The following is a 23,396-nucleotide window of genomic DNA, read 5'->3' as shown; positions in this document are numbered from 1 at the left end:
CTAAAAACAAAAAAAAGACTCTATAAATAGAGTCTTTTTTTATAAAAAATTTAAACCGATATTCCTATTAAATAAAAACTAACATAATATCTAAAATTGGGTTTAATAATTCTTTCAAATTTATTTTTATATTACTTTTTTTTCCAAAGCCCTTCCATTTCTTCTAAAGTTTTACCTTTCGTTTCAGGCACATATTTCATAATAAATAACATTGCTAAAATGCTCATAATACCGTATACCCAATATGCAAATCCATGATTAAATAAACCTGTTAAATAAGAATTATCATTCATCATCGGAAACGTTAAAGACACTAAGTAATTAGAGATCCATTGAGCAGCAACCGCTATTGATAAAGCTTTTCCTCTAATTTTATTTGGAAAAATTTCGGCTAATAAAACCCAAGCTACTGGTCCCCAACTCATAGCAAAACTTGCCACATATAACATCATACAAAATAATGCTAAATAACCTGTTGCTCCTACAAAAAAGACAAACCCTAAAGAAATCATAGCTACCGCCATACCTAACGCCCCAATAATCATTAAGGGTTTTCTACCATATTTATCTACAGTTTTTACAGCAATAATGGTAAATAAGAAATTTACAACACCAACTATAATAGTCATTAACAACGCACTATCTGTACCTGATGAAATGGTTTTAAAAATTTCTGGCGCATAATATAACACGACATTAATTCCAACAAACTGTTGAAAAACAGAAATTAAAATCCCAATAACAATTACCAACCAACCAAAAGACAATAAGTTTCCAGAGATTTTTTCATCCGTCGAATCTTGTATTTCTGCTAAAATTCTAATACCTTCTTTTTCTCCATTTACTTTTACTAAAACATCTAAAGCCTCTTCTGGCTTGTTTTGTAAAACCAAAGATCTTGGCGTATCTGGAACAAAAAATAAAAGTCCCAAAAACAATCCTGCAGGAATAACTTCTGATGCAAACATCCATCTCCAGCCAATTTCATTTAACCAAGCGTCAGAACCACCGCTTCTAGATATAAAATAGTTTACAAAATAAACTACCATAAAACCACCAACAATAGCTAACTGATTAAAAGAAACTAATTTCCCCCTGCTATCTGCTGGAGCTATTTCTGCGATATAAAGAGGTGATAACATAGATGCTAAACCAACTCCAATACCTCCAATAATTCTATACACAATAAATATGGTTGAGTATGTATGATCTAACTCACCTAAAGTACCAATAAACATTTCTGGCATTGCAGAACCTAAAGCAGATATTAAAAATAAAATTGCAGCTAAAATTAATCCTTTTTTTCTACCTAATTTTTTACTGACTACCCCTCCAAAGATTCCTCCAATGATACATCCAATTAAAGCACTGGATACTAAAAAGCCTTTAAAAGCACTTGCTGCTGTTTCTGATAATCCTTTAGGAATTACAAAAAAACTATCTAAAGAACCTACGGTTCCTGAAATTACACCTGTGTCATACCCAAATAATAAACCTCCTAAAGTTGCTACTAAAGTAAGTTTTAAAAGATAACCTGAATTTGTTGTTTTTGCCATAATATGTTTTAGTTAATTGTTTGTACCACTTCTGCTAAAATGTAGTTTAAAATAAGGTGCATATAAAAAGACCTATTAGATTTTTAAATCTAAAAGGCCTTTTTGTTTTTATATATGTTGATTGATAATATTCTCAAACAACTCTTGTTTTCCACTTTGTAATGTTAATTCTCCATTTTCTTGCGCAATGTTGTATAGGTCTTTTAATTCTAATTTCCCTGCTTCAAAGTCTTTTCCTTTTCCTGCATCAAAAGAACTATATCTTTTTTCTCTTAAAGAATTGTAAGCAGAAGATGTCATAATTTTATCTGCAGTCAATAATGCTCTTGCAAAGGTATCTGCTCCTCCAATATGTGCGTGAAAAACATCTTCCATATCTGTTGAGTTTCTTCTGATTTTTGCATCAAAATTAACTCCACCTCCTTGTAATCCTCCTGCTTCTAAGAAAACTAACATGGCTTCTGTTGTTTCTTGTATGTTGTTTGGAAACTGGTCTGTATCCCAACCATTTTGGTAATCTCCTCTGTTTGCATCGATACTTCCTAACATGCCTGCTTTGGCTGCAACTGCTAATTCGTGCTGCATAGTATGTTGTGCTAAGGTTGCGTGGTTTACCTCAATGTTCATTTTAAAGTCTTTGTCTAAACCGTATTCTTTTAAGAACCCAATAGCTGTAGCAGAATCAAAATCATATTGATGTTTCATTGGCTCCATTGGTTTTGGTTCTATAAAGAAAGTTCCTTTAAAACCTTGTGCTCTTGCATAATCTCTTGCCATGGTTAAAAACTGTCCCATGTGGTCTAATTCACGTCCCATGTCTGTGTTTAATAAAGACATGTAACCTTCTCTACCGCCCCAAAAAACATAATTCTCTCCACCTAATTTAATAGTAGCATCTAAAGCCAATTTAACTTGACCTCCTGCTCTGGCAACTACATTAAAATCTGGGTTTGTAGAAGCGCCATTCATATAACGTGGATTAGAAAAACAGTTGGCTGTTCCCCATAATAATTTTACACCACTTTCTGCTTGTTTTCCTTTGATGTAATCTGTAATAGTGTTTAATCTTGCTTCTGATTCGGCAAAGGTTGCGCCTTCTTGTACTAAATCGTAATCATGAAAACAGAAGTAGTCAAATCCCATTTTGTTGATAAATTCAAAAGCTGCATCTGCTTTGTCTTTTGCGGCTTGAATAGGGTCTGATGATTGATCCCAAGCAAAATTTTGTGTTCCTGGTCCAAAAGGATCTCCTCCTTGTCCACAGAATGTATGCCAATAGGCAATAGCAAATTTAAAATGCTCACGCATTGTTTTTCCTGCTACTACCTGATCTGGGTTGTAGTATTTAAAAGCCATTGGGTTGTCTGACTCTTTTCCTTCGAATTGAATTTTTTCGATTCCTTTAAAATATTCTTTATTTGCCATCTTTAAATGTTGTTTTATTATTTATTCGTGTAATTGTTTATTGTGCTATGTTGCGTTAGGGATTGAAGCATCTGTTTGAGCTCTTTTTTACTTTTTTAAGTAAAAAAAGCGAGTGCGTAAAGCCCGACCTTTTTAGGGAACGCCCTAAAACATTCTTTTTTTTTTATTGATTTTTTAAAACGAGTTCTAGTTCTTTTTTCCAGTTGTTATAGGCTTCTAAATACGGTTTTTGGTCTTTAAAAGGCATAAAAGTCATTACATGATCGTTGTCCATAATTGCTTTTCCGAAAGCTTCAAAATCTCCTTTGTGTAAATTTGCTGCTCGTGCGGCACCAATGGCACCCGTGGTATTGTAGATTTCTATTTCTTGCTCTATTAAGGTTGCTACGGTATTTGCAAATATTTCTGAACGGAATAAATTGTCGTTTCCTGCTCTAATTACACTTGGCTTTATGCCGTCTGATTTCATGATTTCCATTCCGTATACAAATGAGAATGCGATGCCCTCTAATGCGGCTCTACACATGTGCCCTTTGTGATGATTATTTAGGTTCATGTTTACAATTCGTGTTCCAATTTCTTTGTTATTTAGCATGCGTTCTGCTCCGTTACCAAAAGGAATTAAGCAAACACCATCTGTTCCTACAGGAATTTCTGATGCCAAGTTATTCATCTCTTCATAAGAATCTACGGCTAAGTTATTTAACAACCATCGGTACTGAATTCCGGCTCCGTTGATGTTTAATAATTTACCAATTCTTTTATTTTCTCTAGCATAATTTACGTGTGCAAAATTGTTAACTCGGGTACTTTCTTTACCCGATAAATTATCGGTTACAGCATACACAACTCCAGATGTACCGCCTGTGGCAGCTACTTCTCCAGGGTTAAAAACGTTTAATGATAGTGCGTTATTGGGTTGATCTCCTGCTCTATAGAAAATGGGTGTTCCGGCTGCAATTCCGCTTTCTGCTTCTCCTTTTTCATCAACTAAAGATTGAACACCAAAAGTGTCTACAATATCTGGTACCAAATTTTTATCGATTCCATAGTATTCTAATAAAAAATCGGCAACAGTGTTTTCTTTAAAATCCCAAAAGATACCTTCTGATAAACCTGAAATTGTGGTATTTATTTTATTTGAGAATTTATATGCCACATAATCTCCTGGCAACATAAATTTGTGAATCTGATTGTAAATATCTGGCTCATTCTCTTTGACCCATTTTAATTTTGATGCGGTAAAATTTGCGGGTGAGTTTAATAAATGTGATGCACATCTTTCTTCGCCAATTTCTGCAAAAGCTTTATGACCAATTTCTACGGCTCTACTATCGCACCAAATAATACTTTTTCGAAGTGGATTTCCTTGTTTATCTACAATAACCAAACCGTGCATTTGGTATGCAATACCAATCCCTTTTATTTGGGTTCTACTTATATTGTATTCTTTTTTTAGCTTGGTAATTGCATTGCAAATATGCAGCCACCAATCGTTTGGTTTTTGTTCTGCCCAACCATTTTTCTGTGCAAACATCCCCATTTCTTCTTTGGGTTCTTGTACAACTCCTAAACTTTTTCCCGTTGCTACTTCTACCAAAGCTGCTTTTATGGAAGAACTACCTATATCTAATCCTAAATAATACATAATTTATAATGATTCTCTTACTATTAATTTTGTTGGAACGTAATATTGCATTGGTTTTTCTTGCATAACAAATTCCGCTGCTTTGGTACCTAATTCTTTAAAGTCAGTAGAAACTACTGAAATTCCTTTATAAATAAATTTTTTCATAGGCGTTTCATTGTAAGATAGAAAACCGACATTTACTCCGGGTTCTAAATCTTTAGCTCTACATTGTTCTAGAAAGATACCCAACATTCTATCACTTGTACTGATATAAGCCACCCCTTCTTCTACATTAAACAAACTAGGTTCTGTTACCACTGTATAGTTGAACTGAAATAATTCGCAATATTTTTTAAAATAAGTAATGGTTTCTATGGAGTGATAAGTATAGGTTGGATATAAAAAAACAATTTCTTTATATTTTCTAAATACATTTTCAGCACTTTTTAAAGCTTCAAAAAAAGCTTTTCCAAAGTCTTGAAACACATAATTATTAGTACTATTAGAATGCACATTCCAATCTATTAGTAACAACTTTTCATTTTCTATATCAGATAATACATCAGGTACATCACCATGATCAAAAGTCATTACAACGTACTTATAATATTTACCTTTAGAACTATTTAAAATAGTTTTAAAATTATCTATATTATAATGATGAAATTGCACATCGGTAATTACATTTTTGGGTAGATTATTTACAAAAGAATGATATAAAACTTCTTTATAAGCTTTAAAGGTATCTAATAACAATAGCACCTTTTTAGTATCATTTGCAACATAATACCCTTTATTAGGAACAGAATCTATAACTCCGTTTTCTTTTAAAATTGTATACGCCTTAAATACAGTGTCTTTAGATAAGCTATAAAATTTACAGGCCGCATTAACAGATGGTAAAGCCTCTCCTTTCTTTAAAAGGTTTTTTGATATAGCATCATTAATTGCGTTTACTAATTGTTGATATTTAGGAATATCACCTTGGTGTTTTATTCTTAAAGAAATTTTATTATTAATCATTATTTAATCTTGTCTATATAATATTTTAAACGCCTTTTCCCTAAAACCGTACTGTTCTGTACTGTAAAGGTATAAAAAATATAATTCTATAACAAATAATTATGTTACAGAGAATTACAGTTTTAAAAAATATAATAAATAATAATATATAAAATTATATATATATTTTAAGATAAAGTGATCCATTATATTTTAGCAAAAATTTTACGAATAGAATCAAAAAATGGCTCAAGACTCTTCATCTAAAAAGAAAATTATATATTCTCTTTTGGGTTAAAAAAAAATACATTTCACTTAAAAAGGAAAGTTTAATACAATAAATTCTTCATTCATTTAAGGACTACAAAGCAGTTATTTTTGATTTATTATTATATTTATCAAAAAATCAACGATGAATTGCCCTTGTAATCCTGTAAAACTTTATAAAGATTGTTGCCAAAAAGCACATAATAACATAGAGAGCATTACATCTGCAGAACAATTAATGCGCTCTAGATACAGTGCTTTTGTTTTAGCTGATATAAAATATTTACACAAAAGTCATCATAGTACCACAAGACTTTCTAAAAAAGAATACAAGGAATTAGAAAAATGGACAAAATCTGTAAAATGGGTTAAATTAGAAATAATAAACTCCACAGAAAGCACCGTGCGTTTTAATGCTTTCTTTTTAGAAAACGGAAATTTAGAAAGTATACAAGAAAATTCTACTTTTTGTAAAGAAAATGGATATTGGGTATATTTAGATGCAAAAAATGAAGTCAAATATTTATAAAAAATGACAGTTAAAGATTTAGTAGGTACATTTTCTATTATTGGAAGCAATCAAGATGATGAAAAAAACTCATATAAAGGAACACTTAATTTGTCTTTAGATACTAATCATAGAATTATTGCTAAATGGTTGATTGATGATACTCAAGAACAATCTGGAACAGGCTTTTTTAAGGATAATATTCTAGTTATCAACTTTAATTACAAAGGTTATAATGATAAAATATTTAAAGGCACTGTCGTTTACAAATGCTTAAATAAAGATATTCTAGAAGGTTTTTGGTCTGAAGAACTTGGAGACCCCAAGTTTTTGGGAATGGAAAACTGTTTTAGAGTAAAAAACTCTAAAACAGTTTTAAATTAATTTATTTTGGCACACTTGCCCTGTATATTTCTATTTCAGAGTTTGTTTCAATTTTATAAGAAGTATTTGGTTTAATAAGTATTGCTTGTCCTTTTTCTATAGAAATTGACTCATCATTTTGTAAAAGTGTAGCTGCACCGTTTAAAGCCATTAATATTTCTACAGAATTAGAAGTTGAAGTATGTGTAATAGCTTCTTTTAGCTCAATTTTACTCAATTCAAAATCTTTTGCAATCGTTTTAAAAACAACTTCTCCATTTGCATTATTTTCAACTCCGTTTAAAATATTAGGAATCGTTTCTTCGAATTTGGTATGCTTAATAAGCTCCTCAACATCAATATGCTTGCTGGTTAATCCTGCTCTTAACACATTGTCAGAATTTGCCATTAACTCCATATTTACACCTTCTAAATAGGCATGAGGCACACCTGCATCCTGAAAAATAGCTTCACCTCTACTTAAATTTAAAATATTAAAAAAGTAGATAGAAAAGATTCCTTTATCGATATCTTCAGAATCTTTATTGTTTAATGATTTAGCTGCCCAATAAGCTGGGGAAGACTTCTCTAATTCATTTTTTTGAAATTTAGGAAGAATACGTTTTACCAAAGGTCTAAGAATTGTATTTACTTCTTCTTGACTATATTCCATCACTTTTTTATAAAGACCTAAATAACCATCTTCTAAAAAGGTATTTAATAAAAAACTTAATTCTGCGGTTTCTTTTAAATTTTTTACTAATTTTTCTTGTTCTAAAAACCCATGTAACAACCAAAAATCGGTTAAAGCAACCATTATTTCTGGTTTATGATTTTCGTCTTTAAAATTTCTATTACTTGCTGTTAATGGAATACCTAATTCGTTTTCTTTTTTATATCCAATTTTTGCAGCTGAAATACTTGGATGTACTTGTATAGAAAGCATCTTATCAACATCTAAAACCTTAAATAAATAGGGTAATTTTCCAAAATTATTTACAACATCCGCTCCTAAATTTTCAATCGGGTTTTCATTTAAAAACTGATCTAAAGAAATACTTCCTTTATCTGTAATTACTTTTGATGGTGCTTTTAAATGGGCTCCTAACCAATATTCTGCATACGTTGTATTTGCTTCAATTTTTTCAGAAACTAAATTAGGAATAAAACTTTTTCCTCCCCAATCATAATTCTGTATTTGTCCAACTATCTTATAAAATTTATTGTCCTTTTTGCCTAAATTTTCAACCATCTTTATTTAACATTTTATTAATTCATCCAGCGCATATACCTTTCTTAGTAATACTCTTTCATCTATTTTAAGCGCTAAATCATCATCAGATATTTTTAACATTTTCTTCATCAGATTTTTGTTAAAAATATTTTTCGGTGGCGTGTGTACAATTAAATTAATGTCTTCTGTTTTAGACAAAAAACGTACCCCTGCTTTTACTGCTGCCATTGATGCTTTTTCTTTTCTTAAGTTTAAAATAGAAATGTCAAATTTAGAAGATTCTTTTAATTTAAATAATAATTTTAGTATTTTATTGTCATTGCCATTATTTACTAGGCAAATCTTAAGTTGTTTGTTAAAAAATGACTTTAAAGGAAATTTTTCTAAAACATCAATATCGTTTTTTTCGAAAACTACAATTACTCCTTTCTTCATATCTCTTTGTTTAATAGTTTCGACACTCGTTAATGAAATGGTACAAACCTTTTAACTATATTATTTTAATGAACTACTTTTTCTTACTTTTTCTTACTTTTTCTTACTTTTTCTATAATGCCATGCAATCTGCCCTAATTGCCCAACAATTTTAACAGAATCTTTCATAGATAGCTTAGATCCATCTGCATGAATCCATCTTTTTAAAGGTTGTTCACACAACATTTCTTTTGCTTTATCTAAGCCATAATGTAGGGTGATTCTTCTAAAAATTTCAACATCAAAAATCCATTGAGTTACAAATTTATCCCCAAAAGAAACATCAATAACATCTTTATGAAAAATTTTAGCACCACATTGTGTGTCTTTAAAATCCATAGAAAGAATTTTTCTGATGATAAAATTAATCGTCATACTAATAATTTTTCTTGCAGATTCTTTGGTAATATTGGCTCCCATTCTACTAATTCTAGAACCACTTACTATTTTATACTTCTCGTTATTTTCTATAGTGGTTACCAAGTCATTAAAATCGGCTAAATCTGTAGATAAATCAGCATCTAAAAAACCTATAAAATCTAAATCTTCTTGTTTAGCCATATAGAGCATCCCTTGTCTTACAGCTTCTGCTTTACCTCCATTTTTTTCACAATCGTAAACGGTAATAAAATCTTCTCTTCCTTTTTTAAGATTGTTTAAAACATCTAACGTTTTGTCTGTACTACCGTCGTTTACAAAACACAAATGATACCCCGAATTTTTATCTATATAATCTGTAAAGTCTTTACTTAATAACCTTTCTTCTTCATTATAACAAGGTATAACAACCCCAACACATCTTTCTTGAATAATGGTATTTGAGTATTTTTTGGTAAGATCCATATTATCTGGAGCACCAATTAACCTTTTTGTTCTTAAACCAACTTCTGTTAAACTCAAAGGTTTTTTCATGTAATCATTTACCCCTAACTCAAAACCTTCCGTAATCATTTCATCATCTGTATTACCAGATAAAATCATAATAGGTGTATTCGATTTTCTTACTTCTCTAATATGTTTTACAACATCTAACCCAGAAATACTAGGCATATTAATATCAACAATAACTAAATCTGGCTGAAAAGAATCATAAAGTTCAATTCCCTTTACACCATCTGTTTCTGTTAGAACTTCGTACCCCATTTCTTTTAATCTGCTTTCTAGCGGAATTAAGACTAGTTTCTGATCATCTATTGCTAATATTTTCATGTTTGAGGTTTATTTGTTAATTACAAGGCAAAAATACTTTAGTTTTACTTTATTCTTTTTAAATTAGTCATTAATGGTAGATTAACTCTGTTGAAAGGTAGTTTACTTTAGACTAATAAAAAAAAAATACCCTTAAAAATATTTACCTTTACAGTATTATAAGCGAATGCTCTGTTAATGAAAGAAAAATCTAATAAATACTTAATTACTGCAATTCTATTAGCCATACTATTTCATGGTTCTTCTATTTTCTTTACGTTAGAAACTACTTATGATGCTTTAATTCATTTATTTTTTGCTGATCATTATGCCCATAGTTGGTTTGAGCCCTGGAACTACAAGTGGTATACTGGTTTTACCGTACAAAGTTACCCACCTTTGGTTCATCAAACTATTGGTGCTTTATCGTTAATTGGTGGCTTAAAATTTGGGATGTTTACAGTTGCCTTAATTGCAATTGTTCTATTTGTAACGGGTTCTTATAGGTATTCTTTACTCATCACCTCTAACAGAACAGTTGCGGGATATGCCGCTATTTTGGCCGTTTTTTCTTCATCATTTGTAGAAACCTTACACATTTTTGGTCAATTGCCCAGTATAATTGGTGTTTCTGTATTAATGCACGCGCTACCAGAAATTTATTTATGGCTTAAAACAGGTAAATATAAGTTCTTTTTTACCTCGCTTTCTTTAATTGCTGTTACCGTAACCTCGCATCATGTTACGCCTATTTTTGGAATGTTATTTTTTATTTTTCCTTTAATTGGTACAGTAATTATGGATGTTGCTAGAGAAGAAGTAGATTCATATAAAGAGGTTACGTTTACTTTATTTCTAAAAACATTTATGAAACAACTGAAGAAAAACTTAGCGTTTGGTTTCTCTTCTTTATTCCTTATTATTTTTTGCATTTTTCCTTATTGGATGAATTCGAAATTAAACCCCATTACACAAGTACCAATTCCGCATGGGTCTAGAGATAGTTTTATTGAAGTAACCTCTTCTGGTTTGGTGTTTTTTACTATTCCATGGGGAATTTTATTATTTATTCTACCGTATATATTTTACAGATATTTTAGCAAACGTTATTTATTTTTTGGTTTGTCTTTTACCATGTTAGTTATTTTAGGAACAGGAGGTACTACACCAATACCTAAAATAATTTTGGGCGAAACGGCTTTTAATATTTTAACCTTAGACAGATTTACGCTTTGGGGTTCTATCATGTCGATTCCTATTTTTGGTGAGTTTATTTACCGTTTTGTAGAAGGAGATTTAAAAACATTAATTCAAGATAGATTCGGAGCTGTTTATCATCGATTATTAGGTGGACTTTTAGCGGGTGCTTATGTTTCTATGGTCATTTTCACCATGAGTTTAGGATACTTTAGACCCTCTCAACCTCAAAAAATAAAAATGCTGCCTATTGTTAATTTTCTGAGTCAAGATTCTCATGATCATTGGCGCTATTTAACTTTAGGTTTTGGAGACCAAATGGCTTGGTTAGCAGCACAAACAAATGCCATGAGTGTAGATGGTAATTACCATTCTGCAAGACGTTTACCCGAATTGACGACAAGACCTATAGAGCGTTTAGAAAACTCTAAATTTAAAGGAGTTGCTGGTATTGGTTCTTTGCAACAATTTTTAACTACTCCAGAAAAGTACAATTTAAAATATATTTTTTCGAATGATAAATTTTACGATCCGGTTTTATTTTTCTGCGGATGGCAACGTTTGTCTCAATTAGAAAACGGCATTATGGTTTGGGAAAAATTGAACGTCCCTCCTGTTTCTTCAATCTTACCTAAAGAAGATGTACCTGCTTGGGTAAAAATAATTTGGGGTGTCATTCCTTTTTTAACGGTTTTAATTGCCTTTATTTTAAATGTGCAATCCTTGTTTGTAAATGGCTTAAAAACAAAAGTAAAAGCAGTACCTGTTTATTTTAAATTTAAAGTAGACTACCTTAAATTTCCTAGAATTGTTTTAAGAGCATTACATATTTGGGCAGTGGTTTTAATCTTTGTAATTGCCTATGCGTGTTATATGTTTTATATTAAAAACGAAACACAAAGGTCGCCAGAAAATGTGGTAAAAGCTTATTATGATGCCATCGATTTTAAAGAATTGAATAAAAGTTTTACGTATATAGATCCTGAAGATGAACTTACACGCGCTCAATATTTATTAGAAATTTCTGTTACTGATGGTTTGCTAAGTTCGTATGCAAAATTAGATGCAATTACCACAGAAATAAAAAAAGTAACAGATAGTATGGCTACTTTAAAGGTAGAAACCAAATGGATTACACCTTTAGAAAAACTATCTAAAACAGAAATTAAAACAGCTGTTAAAAGAAAAGGAAAGTGGTATTTAAAGCCTACAAGAAAATCGATAGATTTACCACCAGACCAACTCTATTCTAAAAATGCTACGGGGTATTTTAATCAAGGTAGAAGAAGAATTACAACAGAACAAACCCATCATGAAGATGTTTTAAAACAGCCTGTTTTAGAAATTGTTTCTGCTAAACTAATAAAATTTAACAAACGCTATGCTATTATTGGTGAAGTACAAAATATAGACAATGTACCTTCTGATGTTGTTTTAAAAGGAACTCTTTATAATGATGATAATAAAGAATTGGCAACCTACAACGCAAAGCATATTTTAAAGCATAAATTAATGCCGAAAGAAATTAGTGCTTTTAGAATTAATTTTGAAGGTATTGCTTGGTCTAAAACCAAAGATTCTATTCCTAAAACATTTAATCCAGATGAATTTACACCTGTGGAATTAAGTGAGCAACCTACTAAATTTAATTTACAAGCTGCAGGAAACACTACAAATTCTGATTTATTTAAAGACATTGTTTTAAGTGAAATAAGCATTACTCCTAATCATATTAACGGGACTTTATTCAATAGCGGAATTCAAGAAATTACGGTTCCGCAAATGATTATTACTTTTTACAACGAAGATAAAGAAATGATTTGGGTAGATAATTTATTTTTAAAAGAAGGAATACGTCAAGAGCGTAAACTTCGTTTTCAGTATCCAATTCCTTTAAATCCAACTATAAAAACAGTTAGTGATGATATGAGTTTTTGTTTTGTAAATGGCTTACCTAATAAAGATATTGCCTTTAAAATAATGCCAAACAGAATAAAAAACCAGACCATTAGTAACTTACAAAAAGTAGAACATCCGCTTTTTAATTATATTAGAATAGAATTAAGTATGTATATCGGTAATCCAAAATAATGAAATTAAAAAAACTTTTTTTGCTAACCATTTTACAACTAGTTATTGTTTCTTTCTTTGGACAAGAAACAACAACTAAACAGTCTTCTATTTCTTTACTATCAACAAAAACAACTTTTAATGTAAATGATAAAATTACACTAGAGTTTACCATACAAACCGATTCTATTTATCAATTATATTGCGCTAACAGTTATGGTGCAACCGTTTTAGAACCTACTATTACAAATGAAAAAACGGTCTTTGAAATCCCTAAATTTTTATCAAAAAAAAGAGGCATCTTATCTTGGAAAATTATCAATGCACCAGAAGAAATTTCGGGGAATATCACCATTAATTCTCTGCAACAACCAACATCAATAGAAACTTATTTAGGACCACCAAGTATAGATGCAGGTGGTTTAGATTACACCATGTTAGTGGTGATTCCCACAGATAGTTTAGATAATCCTATTTTAGATGATAGCAAAGTTGATGTAAAATATCAGTTTTTAAAATCGGAAACATCAAAAGCTATTTTTACCGATAAATTAATTGGACACAGAAATATTTATTCTCCTAAAAAAAGTGGACGAATGATTATTTCGTCAGAATCTTTTGGTTTAAATTCTAAAGAATTTGATGTGAATATTATGCCTGCCATCGCTACAAATTTTAAAATCTATGTAAGCAGAAATCATGAATATGCAGATGGAAATCAAATAACCACCTTTTATACCTCTACCATAAAAGACAAAAACAACAATATTGTAAGTGATGGTAGTTATGTGGAGTTTTATATCACCAATAAAAATGGTGGTATTTTAAAAACAACAGGTACTACTTTAAATGGTGTGGCTCATGCAAAAATTATTCATCCAGATTTTGAAGATCAATGGACTATAAAAGCCTATTTTATTGGGATTGCAGAGAGTAACGTGTTAAAAATTAAATACAAAAAAGTAATAGAAAATTACCAAGTTGCTTTCTTAAATAACAACAGAACTATAAAAGTAGGTCCTTTAAAAAGTTTTATGAACCAAATAATTCCGGATGGATTGTCTGTAAAACTTACCATTTACAAAAAAGACACACTTGTTAGTGAGCTTTTTAAAGAATCACAAAATGGGTTTGCAAGTTTTTACTTAGATCCAAATATTTTTGAAAATAATTTGTACACATTTTATATTGAAACCGCAGGAATAAAAAAAGAGTTTAAAAGTTTTAAATTATGGTAAAAACAAATAAACGAATTCTTAGAGGTGTTTTAATGCTCACCTATATGGCCATAATTGGTATCCTTTTATTTTTAGTGAGCTCTTTGTACAGTTTTTTAAATACCGGTGCAGACAGAAGTAAAATGTTGCACACAGAAGTAAAACAGGCAGAACAATATTTACCAAAAGTTACCTGGAAAAATGATGGTAACGAAGGACGAAAAATAAGTTTGCAAAAAATAAATGCGGTTGAAAACGATTATTTAGATGCTTGGTATGTAAAACAAGTAGCCTACAAAACCAATACACAAGTTGGTATAGAAGATTATTTTACTAAAAGTGCAAGAAAAAACATCTACAAACTTATTAAGAATAATAAATCAGAAAAAATAACCATTGATGCCACTACATTAGAGCATCATTTAGACATTGAGTTTTTTAGTGAAGACGGACAATTAATTGTTTTAAAAGATACCAATGCTTTAGAATATAAAAAGGTTTTTAAAGACAAAAAACTACTTTTAGAAACTACAGAAGTTTCTACCTATAGATATGTTTTGTTATTAGAAGATGGTTTTTGGCGTATTAGACACGTGGTAAAAGAAGCTTCTAAACAATTTAAAGATTCGCTTGTAAAAACCCCTATTGCTTTCTCTAACATAAAAGGAATTAATTATTATCCGCAAGCCACACCTTGGAATATGTATGGTGATGAATTTGACATTAACATCATAAAAAACGATTTTAGAATTATTAAAAAAGCAGGCTTAAATTCCATTAGAATTTTTGTTCCGTATGAAGATTTTGGAAAAGCAAATGTTAAATTTGATAAATTAGAAAAACTTAAAAAAGTTTTAGATACTGCATTCTCAGAAGACTTAAAAGTAGTAGTTACCTTGTTTGATTTTTATGGAAATTATGATGTTTTAGATTGGACCTTAAACCAAAGACATGCAGAAAAAATTGTAGAAACCTTTAAAGATCATGAAGCTATTTTAGCTTGGGATGTTAAAAATGAACCTAACTTAGATTTTGATTCTAGAGGAAAAACAAACGTAACTGCTTGGTTAGATTTCATGATTATTCTTATTAAAAAAATTGATACAAAACACCCTGTAACTATTGGTTGGTCTAACACAAAAAGTGCAACTATTTTAAAAGATAAGGTAGATGTTATTTCTTTTCATTATTATGATAAACTTGAAAATTTTGAAACAGCATACCTAAAACTAAAAGAAGAAATAAAAGAGAAACCTATTATTTTACAAGAATTTGGTTTGTCTTCTTACGGCGGTTTATGGAGACCTTTTGTAGGCTCTGAAGAAAAACAAGCAAACTATTATAAAGAAATTCAAAAAGTCATGACAAAAAATGAAATTCCTTTTATGTCATGGACTTTATATGATTTTGATAACGTACCTAAAGAAGTTTTAGGGAGACTTCCTTGGCGAACAAATCCTCAGAAAAAATTCGGATTTATTACAAGTTCTGGTAAAAAGAAATTATCTTATAAATATATTTCTAAAGAATAATTTATAACACTTACTTTTTCTTTTTAGCAATAATTTTATTGAACTCGTCTAAATAAATATTAGTAATTCTTTCCATAGGAAAAGCAGTTGCAGCCTTGTAATTAGCTTCTCCTAATTGAATTCTATATGCATCATTAGTTACAATTGCTTTAATTGCATTTGCCAAACTTACTACACTTTCTGGTTCAAAAAACTCACCTCTATAGCCTTCATCTTCAATTAAAGTAGCTAAATCACCTAAATTAGGCATTACTACTGCTCTACCATAACTACCTGCTTGATGCAATACTCCAGAACTACCTGTTGTAGACGTATACGGAAAGACAACTACGGCACTTTCTGTAAACAAAGGTGCTACTTCTTCTTCCTCTACATACCCTGTAAAAGTAAGTTGTGGTACATGCTTGTAGGTTTCTTGTGCATTTTCTAAATAACCAGGTACATTTGGGTTGTCTGTTCCTGCAATTACAATTTCTAAATCTAAGCCCGTTTCTTTTCTTACCAATTCTACAGCCTCAATCATAGATTCTACTTTTTTGTAAGTTCCGAATTTACCAAACGTCATAATTTTTAAAGGACCTTCTGGCAATTCTTGAGACGGATTTTCTGGAATTTCAAAAGTTCCGTGAGGAATCATTTTTACATTATCTACCTTATATTTATCAACCAAAGTAGTAACATATTTATCCATAGTTACAGCTACTAAATCTGCTCTTAAAATTAATTTGGTTAAAGAGGTACCTATAAAATTATATACTTTTTGAGCCAATTTATTGGATGTAAAACCTGCACTTTCTAAATCTACTTGTTCTAAAATATTGTGTAATAAAACAATGGTTGGTATTCTTTTAATTTTACAAACCATTGGTATTGCCAAACCTAAAGCTGCAGCCACTTTTTTATCACCAAACTTCATAAACTGTAAGTTAAACAATATGGCATCTGGTTTTGTTAAATTAATAGCTTTGGTAACATTTATAATGTTTGTATAACTATTAAATTTCCAGCATTCTTTTACCGTAATTTTACAACCATTCTCTGTAAAGTTAATATCTTTTCCTTCTGGCGTTTCGTCTGTTAGCAAAATTAGTTCACTTACTTTTTCACTTTGTCTAAAACTCTTAACCAAATGATACGCATATTCATTTAAGGTTACTTTACTTGGTGGGTATGCTGTTACGATGGCTAATTTCATATTCTTATTTTTTAAGGTAATACAAATTTGAGGTTTTTACTTTATTTTCTTTTAGATAAGCTGCTCAAATGCAATTATATATAGATGATTGGAAAATAGGTTTAGATAATATTATTCTGCTGTTTCTTTGATTGTAACCTTTGTCTTAGAATCTTTAAAAAAGAAGAAACTAAGTTGTACAATTAATAGCATTACCATTGCTATAATTTGTACATGAACCACTTGCTCTAATGTTTCATGAAAAAGAACTACTAATACTATTTGTAACATTCCAAAAATTCCAGAAAGTACCACAGGTACGTATTTATCTAATGATAAATAATAGTAGGCAAATATATTTGAGATGGCAAAAATACCCGTTGCAGAAGCATATTTCCATAATAAAGGAGCTACAGATAAGTATTCGCTACCAAACAATATTTTAATTATTTCATTCGGAAAAAGAAAACAACTAACCACAATGGTTGCAGCAATAACACCAATATAAGCAACATATTTTAATAAAATGGGTAAGGTATCTTTCCCTTCTTTTTTAAGCTGAACAACGGTTGGTAATAACAGCATTACAAACATCCAAGCAATAAAATAGACTACTCTACCAATTAAAGCTAAAGAAGCATATAAACCCGCTTCGTAAGACTCAAAATAATGTTTCACCAATAAAATATCACTGTTATTTATAATAATCTGAGTTAACTCATAAAAAGCTGTTATTATAAAAAAATTCTTCACTAATTTTTTATTATCAGCATCTAATACAAAAGGTTTAAACAAAGTAAAGTTGCTCGTTCTAAAAGGAATCAATCCAAAAACAAAAGAACAAAAAATACCAATAGCAATAATTAAAGACGAATCTACATCTAGAAAATATAACAACGCAAAGGTTAACAATAACCGACTGATCATTTCTGATTGATAGGTTACTGATAAAGATTTTAATTCTTGTTTCCCTTGAAAAACACCTCTATTAACACTCATTAAAAAGTAAAACGGAACTCCAAAACCAAAAATTACAAACATGGTGGAAGAAGTTGTTTTAAAAAAATGCTGTAATTGGGTAGAAAAAACAATAATTGCAATTCCTAAAAGGATACCAGTAAATAGCGCATTTTTGTAAATTTTAGAAATAAAGCCACTAAATATTGAGTCTTCAAAAAGCACAGAAAACTTAGCTGTTACCAGTTGAAACGTCATGGCAACAAAAGACAACACTAATAAAAAAGTAATTAAAATAGCTGCATCTGCAAATTTTTCGGGTCCTAAAACTCTTCCTAAAACTAAATTATAAATGTAGTTTCCTCCATTTACCAAGAGAACACTTAACATAAATAGTTGTTCTGGCTTAATTTTGTTTTTTACAAATCGTATAACTTCTTGCATATTATGTATCTTTTTATTAAGCTATTTTGGGTTCTTTAAATTAATCATAAATAACTTTACATTAATGCGTATTTGCATTATTATTTAAAATTATTTCTCTTTTTCTATAATTCTAAGCAAATATCACCTAGTTCCCTTAAAAAGAATCTCTAAAGACGTTGAAAAACACTTTTATATAGTTTAATGATTAATTACTATTGCTTAACTTGCCAATACAAAAAACAAAATCAATGAAATTAATATATTCTACTCTTATATTCTTTCTTTTCTTTAGTTTACAAGGTTTTAGTCAAGACATGAAAGAAGGTTTTACGTATTTAGAAACGGGTAAATACCAAGAAGCCGAAGTTTTTTTTAAAGATGTTTTAAAAGAATATCCTACTAACAAAACAGCAAGACTTTGTTACGGAAGAGCCATTGGTTTAAACGGTAAGGCTACAGCTGCTGTAACACTTTTTACAAATTTGTTAAAAGATTATCCGTCAGATTTTGAAGTAAAATTGAATTATGCAGAATCTTTACTTTGGAGCAAAAATTACCCTGATGCAAAAGTCTATTATCAAACATTATTAAAAGAAAATGGTAAAAGTTTTGCTGCTTTATTAGGATATGCAAATACGTTATCTAATTTAAAAGAGTTTGAAAACGCATTAATCAATGTAGATAAAGCCTTAGAAGTATTGCCAGGAAACCCAAATGCATTGGTTTCTAAAAAATATATGAGATTAGGCTTAGCAAATAAGAAAGTAACAGATCAAAAATATGAGGAGGCTGAAACCATTTTAAAAGAAAACTTCACTTCTTTTAAAAATGATAAAGAAACCTTACTAAATCTTGCTAATTTGTATTTAATCTCCAATCAAACAGAAAAAGCAAAAAGCACGTATGAAATCATAGGTAAAAACCCTGCGGATAAATTAACATCTTTAAACGGTATTGCTTTGTCCTATCATTTAAAAGGTGATGACAAAACAGCCTTAACAGTTAGTGAAAAATCATTAAATAGTATTGATAAAAACACACCTGAAACCTTAAAAAATCAAACTATAGAAAGATACATTCAGGCTTTAATTTGGAATAAAAAATACACGCCTGCTAAAACTGAAATTGATAAATTATTAGACAATAATAAAAATCCAGAAAACTGGATGCTTTCTTTAAGAGCTACCTTAAATATTTATAAAAGTGATTTTAAGAAAAGTATAGATGATTATAATTTAATATTAAAAAAAGACAGTGCTTCTTTTGATGGTAATCTTGGAAAAGCAAATGCTTTAAAAGCCTCTGGTTATTATAAAAATGCTTATAAGAGCGCAGAAAACACTTTAACTTTTTATGAAAAACAAAAAGATGCTTCTAATTTTATAAAACAATTAGATTTAAGTTTTACGCCTTTTGTAGAAACCAAATTTTCGTATTCTTATGATAACGGAAACAATGAGGCTAATGCATACGATGTAAAAGCAGAGATTCCGTTTTCTACAAAATTTAAAATTTTAGCCAATTATAATTATAGAACAACCTCTAATCCTGACACCAACTTAAAAGCTACCACCAATAATTTATTACTGGGAGCTTCTTATCAATTATTAAATAATGTAACCTTAAAAGGAAGTTTAGGTGTTACTTCTTCAGATTCTGATGAAAGTAACTACAATCAACTTTTAACAGACATTTCATTAAATATAAAGCCTTTTAAACTTCAAAATCTAGAATTAGGTTATAAAAGAGATATACAAAATTTTAATGCGGCCTTATTAAATGAGCAAATTGTACAAAACAACCTAATATTAAATTATAGTTTAAGTACCAACTTTAATTTAGGTTGGTTTACTCAGTATTATTACACATGGCAAAGTGATGAAAATGCTAGAAATCTATTATTTACCTCTTTGTATTATAACCTATTTGCAAAACCTTCTATAAAAGCAGGACTTAATTATCAAAACATATCTTTTAAATTACAATTGCCAGAAGTATACTTTAGTCCAAGTAAATTTAATGCTGTAGAAATATTTGTAAATCTGATAAAAGATGAAGCTGCTGCAAAAAAGAAAGAATGGTTCTATGGATTAACAGCTGCAACGGGTTTGCAATACATAGAAGATGATGATGCGCAAAGCACTTATAGAGTCCAAGCTAAATTAGGCTATAAATTTTCTGAACGCGCGCTTTTAAACATCTACGGATTACAAAGTAATATTGCTTCTGCTGTTGCCACTGCAGGTTCTGCTGGTTTTACGTATACCGAATTCGGAGTAAGGTTTAAATGGGTTTTATTAAAAAAACCTTTATACAAAAAATAAGGGCAAAAGATTTCTCTTTTGCCCAACAACATTCCTTCTGGAGATTGGGGGCTAGTTGACGATAAATGTTCCAGAATGTTGACTTTTTGTATCGTCAATTAGGCTATATTTATAAACTCCTTTTTTTAATTGAGGAGCATTGTATTCTACTTCTTTAAAAGATGAATGAGCTCTTAATTTTTGAACATCTACTACTCTACCCATTACATCATAAACTTTAATTTGAATATCATTAGAAGCCACTGGCAATAAAATTGTTGTAGAACTTGTAAAAGGATTTGGATAATTTTTAAGCTTATTGTTATTCCCTATTTTAACATTATCTGTACTTAAAGCACTCTTTGTTGTAAATGCTATTTGGTTTATATCAAAATTAAAAGGCTTGTAATTGGTGTAATCTCCTATAATTGAAAACACTACCGTTTTAATATCTGTAATTGCCGATTTATTCCCAAGATGATCTACAAAATCTGAAAAGGAAATACTGTACATTTTTTCTTTTGAATTTGCTGGAATTGTATAACGCAACCTATTTTTCCAAGCTCTATCTTCACCAGACATAAGTATTATTTCTACAGGCTCATTATTTCTAATATTAAAATTAAGAAAGTTATATTTAACCACATTTAAAGTTTTGTTTTCAGGTAAAAGATGTCTAAATAAATTAATATTTCCTTTTACCTCCCCAATAGCTTTAACACTTCGTTCTACTTCATAAACAGTTTCCTTAAATTCTCTTTTAAAGGTCTTTATTTCAAAATTTGAAACCATTGCATATTCTTTCAAATAATCTAAACCCCAAGGTCCATCTGCCAAATACAACGCATCTTTTTGATTAGAAGAAGTAGTTTCTAAATAAAACCCAATATCAAATAAAATACCTGTTTCAATAGCTAACACTTCATTATAATCACCCGAAAGTGAAAAAGTATTTGCTGCCTTAACGTGTTCAGAAACTTCTGTATCTGCTATATTACCGACAAAATTAACTGCTTTTTCTTGAGTTCTATTGATTAGATTTAAATGGACAATACCATTAGAGTAACTTCCTGTTTGTACAAAAACGTTTGGTAATACATTTTCTATAGTTTTGCTTTTAAGTGTACCTCTTAGGCTATATTTTTCTAAAATATAATTTGCAGTTGCATAAACTTGAGCATAAGAACTTCCCCAAATTAAATAATTTTGATAATTCCCTGTAGGATATTGGTCTATATTCCAAAAACTAAACAACTCCTTATTGTTGTTATCTACTTTAATTGAAAAGCTTAAAGTATATTCAACTTTACCAGAAACGTTACGTATTTTAGATTTTATTACTTGATGCTCTTTTACTAAAACAGTACTAATGCTATCTAAACTAGCTCCATTTAATCGATTACAAATCTCTTTATAATGATTGTAAACACCGCCTTCTGTAAGGGTTGCTACAACCGAAGCTACTTTGTGTTCTCTTTGATAATAAGCTACCGATAAAAAATCTTTTATACTTTTATTAACCACCAATTTTTCTGGAGTAGAAACAAATGCTGTTTCTGTACCATTCATTCCTGTTTTTGGTAAATATTCGTTGAAAGAATTTGTAGAATTCTTTTTATAAAGTTGCTTATTTTTTACACCTTCTACACTAACAAAATCACTTTTGTCTGTTTGAGCGATGGTGTTTCCTATTGTTACAAAAAGGAGAATTAGCAATATTTTTTTTATGATATGTTTCATTATATCACAAAAATAAACACAAAGTAAAGGTGATTTATTAACTTTTAGCCACTAACACTTTAACTATAGATGAGCTGTAAGACTTGTTTAGACAAACATTAAAGTAAATCTAGTCTTTTCATCAATTCTGGACGTTTAGACCTACTCACAGGAATAACATCTTTTTTGATTAAAACACTGTTGTCTTCAATATCTATAATTTTTTTAATATTGATAATGTACGAACGGTGTATTTTTAGGAATAAAGAATCGGGAAGTTTTTCTTCTATTTTTTTAAGTGTAGAATGCACTTTATAATCTTTACTTTCTGTTTTTATTTTAATATAATCGCCTTTTGCTTCTATTAAATAAATACTTGGTAAATCTATTTTTATTAATCTACGATCTATATTTACATAAAAATCGTTATCAGTATCTTTAGTTGTAGTAGTTTGTTTGACTGAAGTAGTAACCGGAATATTTTTTTTCTCTGCCTTTTCTATTGCCTTTTTAAAACGAGGCAACTCTACTGGCTTTAATAAATAATCTACAATAAAATCATATTCAAAAGCTTCTATAGCAAATTTTGGATCTGATGTTGTTAAAATAATTTTTGGTGGATTTTTTAGACTTCTAATAAAATCTAAACCACTAAAATTGGGCATATGAATGTCTAAGAAGATTAAATCTACTTCATTTTCATTCAAATATTTTATTGCTTGTATGGCACTAGGAAACTCTTCTAAAATATTTAAAGAATCTATTTCATTGCATAAGGTTTTGATTATAACCCTTGCCATTTTTTCATCATCAATAATAATACAATTCATAAAACTTATATAGTTTCTATATACGTTGTAATTGCTTTTAAAATTTTTTCAAAATCTTCTTGTTTCTCTAAACTTAGTTCTCGAAGGTTGTGTTCAAACTCATTAGCAATTTCGTAACTCTTTTCGAGACCTAAAATACTAATTTTATGTTTAAGTTTATGAACACTTTCTTCTATTTTTTTAAATTCTTTCTTTTCTAAGTAATCATAGTACTCTTTCTTTTCATCTGGAAACTCTGTTTTAATAACGTCTATTAACTCATTTCTAATAGATTCGTCTCCTCTTGCTAACTGTTCTATGTATTCTAAATTTGGTTGTTCCATC

General features: G+C 29.7%; 18 protein-coding genes. 6 read left to right on the top strand and 12 right to left on the bottom strand.

Going from position 1 to position 23,396, the window contains the following annotated elements:
* Positions 1 to 131: 131 nt before the first annotated feature.
* The 4 genes from xylE to WHD07_RS00550 all read right to left on the bottom strand — a co-directional run bounded on the left by xylE (position 132) and on the right by WHD07_RS00550 (position 5,634).
* Positions 132 to 1,556 (bottom strand): D-xylose transporter XylE, encoded by a 1,425-nt coding sequence (xylE, locus tag WHD07_RS00565; RefSeq protein ID WP_343329603.1) that lies wholly within the window; start codon positions 1,554 to 1,556, stop codon positions 132 to 134.
* A 108-nt stretch (positions 1,557 to 1,664) separates the two neighbouring features.
* Complete coding sequence (gene xylA, locus WHD07_RS00560; RefSeq protein ID WP_343329602.1) at positions 1,665 to 2,981, bottom strand: xylose isomerase; 1,317 nt, start codon at positions 2,979 to 2,981, stop codon at positions 1,665 to 1,667.
* A gap of 163 nt (positions 2,982 to 3,144) precedes the next feature.
* Positions 3,145 to 4,629 carry a xylulokinase gene (locus WHD07_RS00555; protein ID WP_343328630.1) on the bottom strand — a complete coding sequence of 495 codons (1,485 nt, stop codon included), beginning with the start codon at positions 4,627 to 4,629 and terminating at the stop codon, positions 3,145 to 3,147.
* Positions 4,630 to 4,632: 3 nt separating this feature from the next.
* Complete coding sequence (locus WHD07_RS00550) at positions 4,633 to 5,634, bottom strand: GntR family transcriptional regulator (protein WP_343329601.1); 1,002 nt, start codon at positions 5,632 to 5,634, stop codon at positions 4,633 to 4,635.
* Positions 5,635 to 6,025: 391 nt separating this feature from the next.
* Here WHD07_RS00550 and WHD07_RS00545 point away from each other — a divergent pair, with 391 nt between their 5' ends.
* Together WHD07_RS00545 and WHD07_RS00540 are read left to right on the top strand one after the other, a co-directional pair.
* Positions 6,026 to 6,409: a YchJ family protein gene (locus WHD07_RS00545; RefSeq protein WP_343329600.1), complete on the top strand. Its 384-nt coding sequence runs from the start codon at positions 6,026 to 6,028 to the stop codon at positions 6,407 to 6,409.
* Positions 6,410 to 6,412: 3 nt separating this feature from the next.
* On the top strand, positions 6,413 to 6,772 hold the full coding sequence (locus tag WHD07_RS00540) for a hypothetical protein (RefSeq protein WP_343329599.1): 360 nt from the start codon (positions 6,413 to 6,415) through the stop codon (positions 6,770 to 6,772).
* Position 6,773: 1 nt separating this feature from the next.
* On the opposite strand, the gene manA is transcribed toward WHD07_RS00540, so the two are convergent.
* The 3 genes from manA to WHD07_RS00525 form a co-directional block, all read right to left on the bottom strand.
* Positions 6,774 to 8,003: a mannose-6-phosphate isomerase, class I gene (gene manA, locus WHD07_RS00535; RefSeq protein ID WP_343329598.1), complete on the bottom strand. Its 1,230-nt coding sequence runs from the start codon at positions 8,001 to 8,003 to the stop codon at positions 6,774 to 6,776.
* 6 nt (positions 8,004 to 8,009) lie between these two features.
* Positions 8,010 to 8,420 carry a hypothetical protein gene (locus WHD07_RS00530; protein WP_343329597.1) on the bottom strand — a complete coding sequence of 137 codons (411 nt, stop codon included), beginning with the start codon at positions 8,418 to 8,420 and terminating at the stop codon, positions 8,010 to 8,012.
* A 93-nt stretch (positions 8,421 to 8,513) separates the two neighbouring features.
* Positions 8,514 to 9,668, bottom strand: a complete 1,155-nt coding sequence (locus WHD07_RS00525) for a response regulator (RefSeq protein ID WP_343329596.1) — start codon at positions 9,666 to 9,668, stop codon at positions 8,514 to 8,516.
* A gap of 177 nt (positions 9,669 to 9,845) precedes the next feature.
* On the opposite strand from WHD07_RS00525, the gene WHD07_RS00520 reads away from it, so the two are divergent.
* The 3 genes from WHD07_RS00520 to WHD07_RS00510 are packed head-to-tail and all read left to right on the top strand — an operon-like array spanning position 9,846 to position 15,663.
* Positions 9,846 to 12,935: a hypothetical protein gene (locus WHD07_RS00520; RefSeq protein ID WP_343329595.1), complete on the top strand. Its 3,090-nt coding sequence runs from the start codon at positions 9,846 to 9,848 to the stop codon at positions 12,933 to 12,935.
* Positions 12,935 to 14,152 carry a hypothetical protein gene (locus WHD07_RS00515; RefSeq protein ID WP_343329594.1) on the top strand — a complete coding sequence of 406 codons (1,218 nt, stop codon included), beginning with the start codon at positions 12,935 to 12,937 and terminating at the stop codon, positions 14,150 to 14,152. Before WHD07_RS00520 ends, WHD07_RS00515 begins: the two co-directional genes overlap by 1 nt.
* A complete protein-coding gene (locus tag WHD07_RS00510) occupies positions 14,146 to 15,663 on the top strand; it encodes a glycoside hydrolase family 2 TIM barrel-domain containing protein (RefSeq protein WP_343329593.1) in 1,518 nt (505 codons plus the stop codon). Before WHD07_RS00515 ends, WHD07_RS00510 begins: the two co-directional genes overlap by 7 nt.
* Before the next feature lie 10 nt (positions 15,664 to 15,673).
* Here WHD07_RS00510 and WHD07_RS00505 read toward each other — a convergent pair whose 3' ends face one another.
* Both WHD07_RS00505 and WHD07_RS00500 read right to left on the bottom strand, forming a co-directional pair.
* A complete protein-coding gene (locus tag WHD07_RS00505; protein WP_343329592.1) occupies positions 15,674 to 16,858 on the bottom strand; it encodes a glycosyltransferase in 1,185 nt (394 codons plus the stop codon).
* Positions 16,859 to 16,969: 111 nt separating this feature from the next.
* A complete protein-coding gene (locus WHD07_RS00500; protein WP_343329591.1) occupies positions 16,970 to 18,238 on the bottom strand; it encodes an oligosaccharide flippase family protein in 1,269 nt (422 codons plus the stop codon).
* Positions 18,239 to 18,468: 230 nt separating this feature from the next.
* Between WHD07_RS00500 and WHD07_RS00495 the strand changes: the two genes are divergently transcribed.
* On the top strand, positions 18,469 to 20,544 hold the full coding sequence (locus tag WHD07_RS00495) for a tetratricopeptide repeat protein (protein WP_343329590.1): 2,076 nt from the start codon (positions 18,469 to 18,471) through the stop codon (positions 20,542 to 20,544).
* Between the two features lie 51 nt (positions 20,545 to 20,595).
* Here WHD07_RS00495 and WHD07_RS00490 read toward each other — a convergent pair whose 3' ends face one another.
* The 3 genes from WHD07_RS00490 to WHD07_RS00480 all read right to left on the bottom strand — a co-directional run bounded on the left by WHD07_RS00490 (position 20,596) and on the right by WHD07_RS00480 (position 23,395).
* A complete protein-coding gene (locus WHD07_RS00490) occupies positions 20,596 to 22,263 on the bottom strand; it encodes a T9SS type A sorting domain-containing protein (protein WP_343329589.1) in 1,668 nt (555 codons plus the stop codon).
* 98 nt (positions 22,264 to 22,361) lie between these two features.
* Complete coding sequence (locus WHD07_RS00485) at positions 22,362 to 23,072, bottom strand: LytTR family DNA-binding domain-containing protein (protein WP_343329588.1); 711 nt, start codon at positions 23,070 to 23,072, stop codon at positions 22,362 to 22,364.
* A gap of 5 nt (positions 23,073 to 23,077) precedes the next feature.
* On the bottom strand, positions 23,078 to 23,395 hold the full coding sequence (locus WHD07_RS00480) for an Hpt domain-containing protein (RefSeq protein ID WP_105048258.1): 318 nt from the start codon (positions 23,393 to 23,395) through the stop codon (positions 23,078 to 23,080).
* Position 23,396 lies beyond the last annotated feature (1 nt).

The organism is Polaribacter staleyi (assembly GCF_038024045.1).
GTDB classification, from domain to species: Bacteria; Bacteroidota; Bacteroidia; order Flavobacteriales; family Flavobacteriaceae; genus Polaribacter; species Polaribacter butkevichii.
The sequence above is the reverse complement of the archived record's forward strand: the minus strand, read 5'-3'. Positions and strand labels throughout refer to the sequence as shown.

Coding starts and splice junctions, on each gene's coding strand:
- xylE (WP_343329603.1), bottom strand. CDS start 1,556: ATGGCAAAAACAACAAATTCAGGTTATCTTTTAAAACTTACTTTAGTA.
- xylA (WP_343329602.1), bottom strand. CDS start 2,981: ATGGCAAATAAAGAATATTTTAAAGGAATCGAAAAAATTCAATTCGAA.
- WHD07_RS00555 (WP_343328630.1), bottom strand. CDS start 4,629: ATGTATTATTTAGGATTAGATATAGGTAGTTCTTCCATAAAAGCAGCT.
- WHD07_RS00550 (WP_343329601.1), bottom strand. CDS start 5,634: ATGATTAATAATAAAATTTCTTTAAGAATAAAACACCAAGGTGATATT.
- WHD07_RS00545 (WP_343329600.1), top strand. CDS start 6,026: ATGAATTGCCCTTGTAATCCTGTAAAACTTTATAAAGATTGTTGCCAA.
- WHD07_RS00540 (WP_343329599.1), top strand. CDS start 6,413: ATGACAGTTAAAGATTTAGTAGGTACATTTTCTATTATTGGAAGCAAT.
- manA (WP_343329598.1), bottom strand. CDS start 8,003: ATGGTTGAAAATTTAGGCAAAAAGGACAATAAATTTTATAAGATAGTT.
- WHD07_RS00530 (WP_343329597.1), bottom strand. CDS start 8,420: ATGAAGAAAGGAGTAATTGTAGTTTTCGAAAAAAACGATATTGATGTT.
- WHD07_RS00525 (WP_343329596.1), bottom strand. CDS start 9,668: ATGAAAATATTAGCAATAGATGATCAGAAACTAGTCTTAATTCCGCTA.
- WHD07_RS00520 (WP_343329595.1), top strand. CDS start 9,846: ATGAAAGAAAAATCTAATAAATACTTAATTACTGCAATTCTATTAGCC.
- WHD07_RS00515 (WP_343329594.1), top strand. CDS start 12,935: ATGAAATTAAAAAAACTTTTTTTGCTAACCATTTTACAACTAGTTATT.
- WHD07_RS00510 (WP_343329593.1), top strand. CDS start 14,146: ATGGTAAAAACAAATAAACGAATTCTTAGAGGTGTTTTAATGCTCACC.
- WHD07_RS00505 (WP_343329592.1), bottom strand. CDS start 16,858: ATGAAATTAGCCATCGTAACAGCATACCCACCAAGTAAAGTAACCTTA.
- WHD07_RS00500 (WP_343329591.1), bottom strand. CDS start 18,238: ATGCAAGAAGTTATACGATTTGTAAAAAACAAAATTAAGCCAGAACAA.
- WHD07_RS00495 (WP_343329590.1), top strand. CDS start 18,469: ATGAAATTAATATATTCTACTCTTATATTCTTTCTTTTCTTTAGTTTA.
- WHD07_RS00490 (WP_343329589.1), bottom strand. CDS start 22,263: ATGAAACATATCATAAAAAAAATATTGCTAATTCTCCTTTTTGTAACA.
- WHD07_RS00485 (WP_343329588.1), bottom strand. CDS start 23,072: ATGAATTGTATTATTATTGATGATGAAAAAATGGCAAGGGTTATAATC.
- WHD07_RS00480 (WP_105048258.1), bottom strand. CDS start 23,395: ATGGAACAACCAAATTTAGAATACATAGAACAGTTAGCAAGAGGAGAC.